The 13,632-nt window shown below is 50.1% G+C and carries 1 protein-coding gene (only partly in view); it reads right to left on the bottom strand.

Features of this window, described 5'->3' with window-relative positions; translation table 11 throughout:
• On the bottom strand, positions 1–13,632 hold part of the coding region annotated (locus tag FJM67_RS17555; protein ID WP_181161511.1) for a beta strand repeat-containing protein (this coding region is incomplete at both ends). Its footprint extends 19,916 nt past the window's final position; 13,632 of 33,548 annotated nt are visible.

Consider the following 13,632-nt stretch of genomic DNA (forward strand, 5'->3'; position numbering starts at 1 on the left):
GATTGGCATTCACCAAGATATCTCGGCCAGCGGCTAGGCTTGTATGGCCTGCTGTATTAGTGACCGTACCGCCTAGCGTCAGGTCAGACGTCAAACCACCTGCGCTCAATAACAAGTTGCCCGCTACGCTCACGCCGGTGTCGTCTGCATCGCCTTCATTAATGGTGATAGAACCCGCAGTAGTTTGTAGTACCGCAGCGCCGGTAGAGATCAAATCACTCTGTGCTGCATCAGTATTGCTGCTGCTTGTGATCGTGCCGTCTGCTTTCACACGGTTAGTGGTGATCGCTGCTAGCTGATCCACCGTAATACTGTCTGCTTCAGTGATAAATAGACCGCCGGTGCCGACGTTCACACTCAAGTTGGTGACGCTGGTTTCCATATGGTTGTCAGTGGCACCAAACGCACCGGTGATGTTGACGCGAAGGTCTTGCGCCGCCACATCCGTATCGGTTGTGCCGCTATCAGTGATGCTGTTGGCAATTAAGCTTACATCGCCATTAGTCGTGCTCAGCGCACCCAGTGACAAGTCACCGGTGATGTTGTAACGGATATTGCCGTCTGTAGTCGTCACGGTTGCGCCGTCCGTCATGGTGGCATTACCACCAGCTTGAACATCAACATGACCTGCAGTGGTGTCGATATCACCCGCCGCTGCTTGTGTGAAGTCATTGCCTGCCAACACCGTGATATGACCAGAACCCGCGTTTAGTCCGCTGTTCAGAGCCAACAGAGCCAAGTCACCGTCTGCATGCTTGGTTTCAAGACGTACGTTGCCTGTACCTGCTGCGGTAATCGCATTGGCTGCAGAGTCTGTGCCACCGTTAACGGTCAAGTTGCCCGCGGTCACGGTAATCACAATCGCGCCGTTTGCGCTGGTCACAAGATCTTCTTGGCCGTTGGTTTGCTCACTTAGGTTTGCATCCAGACCCGTGCTATCCACACGCTGTACAGTCGTCGATACATTATCAACGATCAGGCCAGAGGTCTCAGCAACGAATAGACCGTCGGCTGCCGCACTCGCTGCCATCGTACCTACAGCAGTATTCAAGACATTGGCACTGCTACCAATGCCGCTGCCGGCGGTCATCATTAAGCCGCTAGCAGTAATCAGACTATTGCCATCCAAATCGGCAATGTCGGTACCAGCAACAAGATTCAGGCTACCTGTATCGACGTTAATGGTTTCGGTTGTGATATTGCCGGAAGTGGCTTTCACAGACGCATCACCATTGGTGGTGGTCAGACTAGTGCCATCCGCCATGGTGACGTTGCGGCCTGCCAACACATCGATGGTTTTGCCCGAGCCAGCCGTGCTGATGTCCGCATTTTGCAATACATCTTGACCGGCATTTAGGCTGATATGGCCTGCAGAGCTGCTTACCGTACCGCCTAGAGTCAGGTCAGATGTCGCCCCCGTTGCTTGTAGTAATAAGTTACCAACTGCGGAGACTGCACCGGTGCTGACTGAGGTAATCGAGCCTGCCACAGAGCGTAAGACTAGATCAGCACCAGAGGTCACGTTCGACAAGGAAGCATCACTAGAGACCGAAGACGTTACCGTGCCGTCAGTTTTCACCAAGTTGGTATCAATTGCGGTTGCAGTCAAAGACAGGTCTGTTTGCTCAAGTACATACAAGCCACCCGCTGTCGCAACAGCAGACAGTTGTTTTGCTTCGACGGCTAATTGTTTGTCTTGAGCTGCGATGTTTTGGGCGGCGCTTAAGCGTAATTCGTTAGCGTAAACATCAACGTTGGTATTCGATGTCGCATCCGCATCGATCAAAGCACCACTCGCACTGACAAGGCTGACCGCACCCCAAGAGGCTTGCTGCGTTAAACTTGAACCAGAACGATCGCTGTTAGTACGCGCATCCACCACACCGATGGTCAAATTACCATCGGCTGCGACACGAACATTACCCGCATTGGTAATGATGGTGGTACCGCTGCCCATGGTTACTGTGCTGCTAGAGCCTGTAGCCATGATGTTGACATCACCACTGGTCGCTGCCGAGCCTGTGGTGACATCACCCGCATCGGTCATGGTGACATTGCCGGTCGCTTTCAACGACACATTACCGGAACCGGAGCTGATCGCTGCGCCGACAGACAAGGCACCGCTTTGTGTATCCACTAACAGGTTGCCGTTGCCCGCGACACTAATGGCTTGATCTAGGCTGATATTGCCCGACTTGCCGACCAACACCACATCGTCATTGGTCGCGTCGGCACTGTCATTACTGATGGTCACCCCAGAAAGCGCACTACCTGCGGTGCTGTTCGATGTTGAGCCTGTCGCTGCAACTTGTTTCACCACCACATCATTGACCGAGCCTAGACTCAAGACGGTGCTTTCTGTGATGTAAGCACCACCTTCAGACACACTCATTGCCAGTGTCTGAACTTCGGTTTCAATATGATCTGAGCCTTCACCGATAGACTGACCCGCACTCATGCGCAGTGTATTGGCGTACACATCTACTGTGGTATCACCGCTTGTCGCCGCATCGGTAATGGTGCCACTCGTTGCTTTAACCGATAGCGATCCCCAAGACGCTTGTGAGGTCAAGGTCGCAGGGTTGGCGTTGCGGTCAGAATCAGCGCGAAGATCTACCGCGCCCAATACCACGCTAGTCGCTGCATCAAAGCGCGCATTACCCGCGTTGGTGCGCGCCGTAGCATTTGACGCCATGGTAATGGCACCACCAGACGCCAAGACTTGTAATGTTTCACCAGCTTTCAAGGTACTAAAGACCGTGTTTGCAGCCATTGTCACCGACGTATTTGCCAACAGACTGATAGAACCATTTGTGGTTTGGATGTTTTTGTTTAGTGTCAGATCTTTACCCGCACCTTGAGCATCCAAACGTACGTTACCTGTGGTGCCTGTTGTATTGATCGCACCATCAGCGGTCAAACCACCATTCGACATGGTCAGAACCACATCACCACCGGTACCACTCATGGTAATGCCACTACTCAATACCGATAGATCGGTATTTTCGGTAATGAATAATCCACCATTATTGCTGTTGGTCGCCGTTAGGCCGGCGATCTGAGTTTTCAGCGCGGTATCAGACTCACCTATACCGTTATCGGCGGTCAAGGTGACGGTTGCGGTTTCACCGGACAAGTTGTAAGTACCGCTAAAGCCAGATGTCGCACGAATGTAACCGGTTTGTCCGGTACCCGTGCCCGCTGTGTTACCCGCAGTCATGGTGATAGCAGTTTGCGCATTCACGGTGCTGAGGCTAATGTTTTGACCGGCGGTGTAACTGACCGAGCCGCCATTGGCATTGGTGCTCACACCATTCGTCATAACAATGTTGGTGTCTGCTTCGAAGGTGATCAAGCCACCCACGCTAGTCACATTACCACTTTGTGCAATATTGGCAGACTGAGAGGTTAGCGTGATGTTACCGGCGCCAGACGCACTGATGATACCGGCACTGCTGTTGCTGATTTGCCCGTCTGCAAGCAAGGTAATTGCACCAGACGTCGAGCTAATAACATGATTGATGGTAATAGTCTTACCATCATCCAACACTTTATAACTAGCCGATGCTGGGTCTTCACCTGACTCATCCGCAGTGGTGCCAGCAACAAGCGCAATCGCTCCCGTTCCAGATGTGGTAATACCGGAACCAGCACTACCTGCGGCTAATATGGTAATATTACCTGCTTCGGTGCTGATAGTGATGTCACCAGTGCCCACCCCGCTTGATTGGCTGATACGTTTGATATTCAGGTTACTAGTGACATCTTTCGTGTCGGTTGGCGAATCGTAGGATTCGGTGTGAATACGAATATCGCCATCGCCATCATTTATTACATCTAGGGTATTAACCGCAGTCCACCAAAGAGATACGCCGTCTTCTGCTACTACAGTTAAGTTATCTGCAACGATCAGTTCATGATTGTCGTTATCGAAGCTGCTGTTTTCTTGCAGTACCGCACCCGACTCAGAGTATAGGGTAATATTAGACAAAGCATTATCGTTGGCATTCGCTGCCTGGATATTGTTCTTAATGGTAATGTTATTCACTGCATCCAGTGTTATATCGCCCAAAATACGCAGTGTGTAACCAGAATTTGAGTAATCCTCAACCGTGATGTTATTACCAAAGACCTCTAGCTCATCTCGAAGCGTTGCTTGTTCAGAGTAGTTGATCGCACCAATACGCACGTTACCGGAAGTCGATTTCGCGTGGCTGGTCAAATCATCTTGGTGACCAATCACGATCTTCGTAAAGCCATCGGCAAACGCTTGAATCTCAGTGTTATCGATGTTCAAAGTGTTCAAGGTAACGCTTGATGGAGGTGTCCCTAACTCTATGTTGTTGCCCACTGTAGATGGTCGTAGTGTCACGGTACCGGTACCCACGATGGATTCCTGACCACCTTTCAAGCTGATCTCATCACCTTCTACCAGTAAATTACCACCGCCATTTAGGTTAACGCCTTTCTCAAATACAACTTGGTCCGCGCCATAGATCAGCAGATCGCCGCCGTTGTTCAACGTGACAGCTTGGTTGAACGTGACCGTACCCTCTGCGTAAATAATCAGATCACCGTCAACTGTCACTTCGTTATGGAAAGTAACATTGTTTGGATTGTTTCCGCTCACCCCTTGAATGGTGAGTTTTTCTAGTGGATCAGTATTACCAACTTGTGTCCAGATAACGATGTTATCTGGTGCTTGAAGCACAAGTTCATCCGCGATGGCGTCACTATTACCATTCATAAAGTGTGCAGAGGATGTACCGATCTGCATCTGACCTGCACCATCTGAGCCGGCCGTGTAGATACGCTCAGAATCACCAGAGGCTCCTTGTACTTCTAAGGAGTCATTGATAAACACATCCCCTGAAACTGTCACATCAGCATTCATAAATACCGTATGACCAGAGCCATCGATTAAGAGAGATGAATCCCCTTCCAACACTAAATCAGTGTTGATGTAGATCTTACCGCCCAGTACCGGGTTACGAAGTACAAGGTTGTCATTCACCACAACTTTTTCACTGGTTCCAGTTTCATCACCAATGTAGATCTTACTACTCGAGTTGGTGTCACCAATAACAATCGCACTAAAGCCATCTTGGAAATTAGCGATTTCAGAGTTGTCGATGTGCAAGAGCTCATCTTCAACAAAAGTACTACCTAACGTTAAATCACCCACCAAAATCGAACGATCGGTTTCGACCGGTTTCACCGAAAGCACGGCGCCCGCAGAACGCACAGACTCAGTGATTTCCAACTTGTTAGAAACAAGTACTATGTCTTCGCCCCCGGCATCCACGGCAGCAGCGATACTTTGCGAACCACTTAACGATTTAATGTCAGTACTACCACCACGCGTACCGGTTGCCTTAGTGTCCTCAATAACTTGAACATCACCCGTCACAATTACCGAGATATCTAAACGCTCACTACTAGATACGGTCAATTTCGCCGCATCCACCACAATCGCCATTGGGCTATAAGTGAAACCAGATACACGCTGACCAATCTGGTCGCGAGCACTGATGATTAATTGACCTTGGGTCTGCAGGTAGGCACCATCTGCTGCACGCAACACTTGATTGTTGGCAATGTGGCTAGCAATTTGGTAATCCTCAATCTTCGCGGTTTTGATTTCACCGGTTGCCGCGTTAACAGAGAACTTACCATTGTATAGTGTCCATTCAATTTCGCTATCGAAGCTGGCGCCATCTAAACGCCAATCGGTGTAGGTGATGTAGCTTTGGTTGTTCAATACCGAGCCCGCAGGCGTCGCCATACGGATGGTACCTTCACCCGCTACACGCACACCGGCGCTCAGAATAATATCGCCGCCCTCTGCGGTCAGAACAACGCTGTTCAACGCGGTTGTGCTAGTGCGAATATCACTATCTAGATCGATGCCAGAGCCGACGCCTGCCGCATAAATCGCTACGGATCCTGTAGTCGCTGTCACACCTTTATCTTGAATAACAATACCGCCATCCAAGGTCGACAAACTGGTCACACCAGCGCCAGATTGCTTCACTTGATCGATGGTCAAAGCACCACTATTGATCAACTGCACCGCGCCGGATGCACTATTGACAATATCCACAGACGATACGTTGACATCAATGCTGTCGGTATTACCAAAGCCTTTGGCACTGGTCACCACAAGATCCGCATTAGCCGCATCGATATCTAACTGACCATCACCGGAGTCGATGATCTCACCGCCAGTCGCGGTCAGTGTTAATAAGCCTTCGTAGGAAGTCGATAGTTTGCCTAGGGTAATATCCGCTGCTGCCGACACAGCTAATTGACCTGAACCGGCTTTGACGATGGTCTGGTCGTTCATGGCGACAGAGCCCGCACTTGACGTGAAGGTCAATGCGCCATTCGCAGACGTAATATCCGCACTGTCTGCCAAGGTCATGTTTCCAGCAGAAGACAAGGTAACCGCACCGGTGCCAGAAGTAATCGCGCCGGTCAGTGCCATGGTACCGGTAGTCGATGCTAGAGCTAGGGTCGCATCAGTCGCCAAGTTTAGATTCGCGGCAAGTGTGATATTGCCGGTAGAAGAGATATCGATGGCTTTACCGCCATTTGCCATTTTATCGATGACCAAGGTGCCGGTATTTTCAATGTCAACTACGCCAGTGGTCGTCACGCTAATACGATCGGTATTAGTAATACCGGTTACTGCACCACTTGCCACAATCGTCATTTCTGACACGGCCGCAGGCGCATTAGCAAAGGTCACTTTACCGGTGGCATTGATAGTGACGCTACCCGCCGAGCCGGTGAAACTGCTGATCGTGACATCACCATCCACGTTCAACAGCACATCGCCGCCGTTCATCGCCAGGTTGGAAATCGTTAAATCGCCAGTTTGGGTAACGGTCAAATCCCCAGTACCTGTGACATTGGCAGACAATGTCGACAATTCCGACGTCAACGCCACACTGTCCTTGGAGTTGATACTAACGGTGTTAGCGGTGATCTTACCGCCCAAGGCGATACCACCGTTGGTTGAGGTCAAGCTGACCGTGCCAGTGTCACCCACATCAAGAGCTTCCACGATGACCAGATCATCGCCCGCTTTCAACTGGATGATCTCACCATCTTTGGTTGGCAAGGCAACAACCGAAAGTGCTTTGGTTGATTCAAGGGCAAAGTTACCCGCTGGACGCACTGGTAGAATCAACACGTAGTCTTCGGTCACTTTGATAGAGTCGAGTTCACCGATAGATGCCGTAGAGGATGCCGTAAATGGCGTGTTTGCCACCACAGCAGTGAGCGTTAGGGTTTTCGCTGCTGCATCAGTCACCACGGTAACCACGCCGTCTGCTTCAATAGCAGATTTCAACGCCGTCATATTTTCTGACCAAGACGCTTTATTCACCTCATAAGTCTTGGCACCAATAGTGACCGAGTAGGTAGTCTTAGTTGACGCGTCACCAGTGAAGGAAACTTGGCTCACTTGCTTTTGCAGTGAACCAGCGTTTTGTGTCGTGTTGGAGAACATGACATTAGATACTGCATCGGTAGCAGTGCGAGATAGTTTTACCTGATCAAGCGTGAAGGAGTCATTGATAACATCCGCTTTAACCTTCAGCACACCAGCGTCATTGGATGCGGTCACCACATCTTTCTGGGCTGAAGCATTAATGGCAGTGACCATTTGGTCAACTAAACTGGTACGAGTGGTACCTGTAGCGGTGACAGAGACAGTAGTTGTGCCCTCTAGACGAAGGGAGAACACATCTCCCACCGCAGGGGTGTAACCACTATCAAGCTGAACGGCTTGCTCTTCGTATGCGCTGAGACCCGCATTGGTCTTAGTGCTTGCAGAGGCAATCGCACTGTTCATTCCACCGTAAGCCGCCACGTTAAAGGCCGTATTCACCGCACCAGAGACTGTGAATACACCACTATCAGCGTCGCTGGTTACCGTGTAGCCCGCTGTTTGCAACGAGGTGGTCAGTGCTGAGTAAACATCTGCTGTCGTTGCGACTACGGGGTTGGTAACGGCAAGAGACAAGGCTGAAACCGTAATGCCTGTCTTAGCGGTAAAGGTTAATGTGCGTGTTGCTGCATCACCCACAACCGTGATCAAGGCAGAGGTATCAAAGCCGTCCATTTGACCGGCATAGTTCGCGGCCGCGGTATCGGCATCAAAAATAATTGCCCAAGTGTCGCCAGTAACTGGGCGAATGGTAAAGGTTTCAGTTGACGGAGTTGTCCCGTTAGTACCGGTTACCGTGATTTGGTATTCATAGCCATCCGCAATAGCGGTAGTTAAATTGTCCGCAAATTGAATGCTGGTGGTACCAGTAACCGTACCCTGGCTCGCAACGGCTTCGCTCTTAGCTCCAGACGCTGAGTACACCACCCCATCAATCACCACTTGGTACGTGCTGGCTTTATCGATGGTGGTATCCATCACAAAGAGGCTGGTTTGGGCTTTATCTGCTGCAGCCGTCTGAAGGGTCAATGCGCTGCCACTGGTTGTGGTGGTCACGCCATTGGTCGCTAGCTGTGCTGACAATAATGTGCGTAGATCCGCTTCTGTTGCATCAGCACCTAATTGCGCGTATTTCACTGTACCACCGCTTGCCTTGGTGTAAGCAGCATCGGTAAATCGAGTTGCACCAGTGTCAGCCACCTTAGCCGTGATGGTGATGGTTCGCGTCGCATCATCCGTTACAACTGACAAGTCGGTGCCATGGTCGTTCGTAATTTGATCAGAAAAACCAGTCAGTATTTCTGCCCATGTTGGCGTGTTGTCGGCTGTAACGGTATAGCTATCACCCGCAACCGATAAGCTATAAGTGAAACCGGCTAACGGATTCAGATCACCAAAGACAATTTTATCGCTCTGGGCGATACCAGCAGTAGTAACTTCACCTGTATCAGCATCAACAACAGCGTCCTTCGCTGCCGTTGAAGTAATGGTCGCTGCACCCGCTGCAATTTCAGTTGGCGTAGAGCCATTAGCAAAGATCTTGTAGTCCTTGCCATCAACGGTGATAGAGAACACCGCATCATTTGCCATGCTACTTCCGCTCAACACAAGCGGCGTCATAGAAACAGTCTGGTTGGCAGTGTTAGCGGTTAAGGTCAGCTTACGTGCCGTCGCATCGACTACAATGCTGGCGTCATCGTACAGACCATGGCTTGCCACAATCTTCGCTTTTAAATTGCTTAGCACTTCCGTCCATGTCGCATCCGCATCGGAAGTGTAAGTAATGAAGACAGGGTCATAAACTTTGGTGCTGTCCAGTGTTTTTGTGGTTTGACCGAAGCTGACAATGTAAGTACCGTTGTTTAATAGAGCGCCGGTATCGGCAAAGCTAATTTCGTTGACTTGTTTCACCAACGAACCAGCCGCGACGGTAGTGGATGTGCGACGCACGCCGTCTTCCGTCAAGTCCGTGACGGTAGAGCCTGAGATAGATAGATTACTCACAGTGAAAGCAGAGTTCTCTGCACCCACTAATGATATTTTGAAGGCGGACGTGTCCGGTGTCGCTGTTACGATTTCCGACGTTTGCTGAAGTTTGTAGGCAAACGCCGTGAGTAGCGAACTCCAGTCCGCCGTGACAACAACGCTATTCACGGTTTCGCCAATGCTGACGGATACCGGCGTAGTTCCCACCGTTGCAGACACAGTTAAACCATCGGTAATCACAAAGCTGCTTTGGAATGTAATATCTGTGGTCTGCGCTTGGTTTGATCCGGCTTCCGTTTGTGTTTCTGTCGTTGACGACGCACCGCCACCGCCCGCGGTCGCTAGACCGGTCGCTGTTTGCTGAGTGGAACCGGTTTTGTAGCCGGTCGCCGACACAGTACGTGTTTCGATAGTCGTCGACGCGCCTTTATCGTCGGCACTGGTTAGCTTGGTGTAGGAAACTTTTCCATCCCCTTCACGTAACGTGATGGAGTAGGCAAACGCATCCGCATCCACATCATCAAATGCCAATGTGCCGTTTGTGACAACCGCACCAGTGGAGCTATTAACGAAGGATTTCCAGTTGGCATCCGTAGTTAATGGTAAGCCTGAGGTGCTACTGATAACGATCGCTGGTAGCTCAAGAATCGTCCCTTTCGCATCCAGAGTAATGTTGCCTGAGGTTTTCACCGCCCCTTGAATAGCGCCTGCTTCAACACGGTCAACATACAAGTTTTGACCAGCATACAGAGCAATATTGTCGCCACCGGCGATGTTCTGTACATCGCGAGCCCATAGGTGGCCACCGGCTTTGATGGTGATAGCGCCGTCTTTCGCTTCCACGCCTTTGACAAACAACGAATCAGCTTCGTTAATTTCAATGTTGCCGGAGCTTGTCGAGTTTGCCGTAACAGACTCGACTAGCGTATTAATCTGGATCGATTGGGTGGTATTAACGGTTAAATCATCCGCAATAAAGACCGAAGCGCCATCAGACGTAATACTATTAGCAGTTACCGACATAGCATTGGTGGCACCGACAATACCGCCAGCTACAGTCAGCGCACCACCGATATTGAGGTCAACATTGGCGGCAGGATTGTACTGTTGTAAGCCACCAATAAAGCCACTTAAATTCCAAGCGTTGGTAATGTTTACTTCAATGTCTTTCGCCGCACGCATTTCGAAGTAAGATGCTTTTAGGTCGGTGGTCTTGATGGTGATATAGCCAGTCGCTTGCTCAGAAACCGCAATCGTGCCAGTAGACTGGTTTGTATTGATCGCAGTTTTCGAGGTCGCTATACCTCTCGCCGTGATCAGTACACTACCGATCTTGCCATCACCATTAGTACCATTGTCTTTGGCGACGATGGTACCGCCGATCAGTACGTCTTTAGCAGAGATCAGTTCAAGATGATCTTTCACCGTCAAGGTACCGTTCAAAGACAGCACTTCGCCGGTTTCGATAATGATCGAGTTGGAGGTTAAGTTGCCTGGCAGAACCCCCGTCTTATTATCGCTAGTCGTACCAAATAGGAATTTCTCACCGGCACGGTATTCCATGGATTCCGGTGCATTGAAGAAGCGATACAAATCTACCGTACCTGCTACGGCGCTGAAACCGATGCCCTTGCTGTACTGTAAGCTATCGGTCGGAGTCGTTGCGTAATCCGTTGGTGTCGTAACTTGAATATCACCGTTATCACTTTGTAGGCGAATGTATTCACCGCGTACCAAGGCATCCGCTAGGATGAATAGGTTATTTTCCGCGATCAGCTCAACTTTGGTGTTGTTGCTCTTAACCGTGTTCGCATCTTTCACTAACAGACCTTTGGTTGCTTCAAGCTCACCATCAAAGTCCGTTATGGAGATGTCACCTGCCGTCGTCGAAGCGTCCAACTTGTTAAGTGCAACTTCTAATCCGGTAATGCCTTTGGCTGCCGATACGATTAACTCGTCAGCAACTAAGTCAACACCATCATCCGTAGAACCCTCGGTCACCGCACCACCAGTAGAGGTCAAGGTAACCGTGCCAGCAGAAGTAACGGAGCTCAGCTCTTTATCAACCAACACACCATCCACGAGGTCTTTGATGGTGTAGCTAGCGCCATCCTCAAGATAGATACCCGCAACTAGCTGATTGACAGCAATATTGCCCGCCGCTGTGATGGTCACATCACTGGTCGCCGCATTGGCCGCCATAATCAATTTATCAACGGTCACCGCACCCTCAGCAGTCATGGTGAAGGCACCATTTTGGATGGTGGATTCGGTGATGCGCAGAGAGCGCGTACTTTGGTTAATCACAGCCGTACTGGAAGCGGCGTTTTGCACGGCCATCGATAATTGGTTGGCTGCTATGTTGACGTTGGTTAACGTCAAGGACTCAACCGACAAGACATCAGCCGTCACCAGTGAAGAGGTGACATCGGATGCAGAACGCGCCACTTGTCCTTGTGCTTTCAAGGTAACATCACCACGGCCAGCAGATGTCACCAAACCAACCGTCAAATCAGATCCACTTGTGGCCGCTTTAGGCTTATAGGTTTGTAGCAGAATATCGTTTAAATCTGACGTGCCTTTAGCAACAACCTTGGTCGCAATCATGTCACCAATAGTCGAAATGGCAATGCCACCATCATTGGCAGAGACATCCACCAACTCCAAGTCACCGCTGTTGGTCATGGCAATATCGCCAGATCCAGTCAATGCAAAGCTGGCTTTCGCAACGGTCGTCGATGCCGTGATGCCATTGTCAGCGGTAACATTCAACGTCGTTGCTTGGATTTGTCCCTTAGTTTGGACAAAACGGCCTTCCACCGCAGAGATGGTGACGGCTGTATTAGCGCCAGTTGCCGTCAATGCCGAGGAATCTAAGGTGATATGACCGCCATATTCGCCGGCGGTTAGTTTCATGGTACCGGCATCGGCCGTCACGGTTAACTGCGCATAAAGATCACCGGTTATACCACCGTCTTTACTGATGCCCTGCCCAGCTGCTACATCAATGCTGTTGTCCGCCAACATGGCAGCGGATAGGTTCATATCCGCACCAGAAGTCACTTTCAGACTCAAGGTATTGGCTGTATTAGCCGCGCTGTCAGTACCCATTTCCCCTAGGAAAGAAGCATCTTCACCCGCGTTTACAGTGACATTGACGGCACTCAGTAATGAAGATGTTGCTAGTAGCATGTCGCCTTTCGAAGTCACAGCAAGATCTGCACCGGCGATCAATTGTGATTGAGAAGCAACGGTGGCATCTTTTGGCAACACACCGATGACTTTCAATACGTCACCACTAGTGACGGTCATGTTTGTCTCAGCATCGACCACACCACTTAGGCTCACGTTACCGCGAGCATTAATGGTGATGTTATTCCCTTCAATCGACGTGCCAGAGAAAGCCGAGCCGATGCCCGTCACATCAGTTTCAGATACTTTAGCGTAACTAATGGTTTCATCTTTCGTTAGGACTTCGGTTTCCCAAACAGTTCGCTGTTCGAAAGTGGTGACCATCAATTCTTTCGTGATTTCCGCGTAGACTGGGCGGTAATCAAATTTATCTTTCGATTGATAGGTCAAGTCGTAGGTCAGCTGTATACGCTGGTCATAGATCTTGTGGGTATTCGATGTCCAAGCGTATTCGAAGTCCTGCGCTTTTTCTTTGAACACCACGGTATTTTCGTCACGATAGCGTGCCCAGTAGACTTTATTGTTACGCTCAAAAGCCCCTTTGGTTGACGTGTAGGCTTTGGTTTGAACTTGGTCATGGTTTGAGATAAAGCTCTGAACCGTGCTCCACCCGGATTTGGTTCTCTCCGTGCCTGAGCTGTACACATCCTTCCAACCCCATCCCATGTAGGAATAACTGTTGACGTAACCAAGGTATTTTTCCGTCCAACTGGTCCAGTACTTAAAGCGACCGGCTTCAATTTCACGGGTACTGCGCTCTGATGAATTTTCAACTAACGATGCGGTGTTGTTTTGTAAATTGTCGAAATAACGTTGGTCCGCATTGACCTGTCCGGTGTAGTTCGCCGTGAGAGTAGCGCCGTTAGAACGATACGCAGCAGCTGCCGTTGTATCGACAAAGCTAGCCTCAAGTTTGGAGGCAGAATAGGTGGTTCCATCCAATGCCGTAGGGTTGCTACTGGTATTGATTGTTTGAACTTTTACCGGCGTACCCCATG

It is taken from the genome of Maribrevibacterium harenarium (genome assembly GCF_006385675.1).
GTDB classification, from domain to species: Bacteria; Pseudomonadota; Gammaproteobacteria; order Pseudomonadales; family Marinomonadaceae; genus Marinomonas; species Marinomonas harenarium.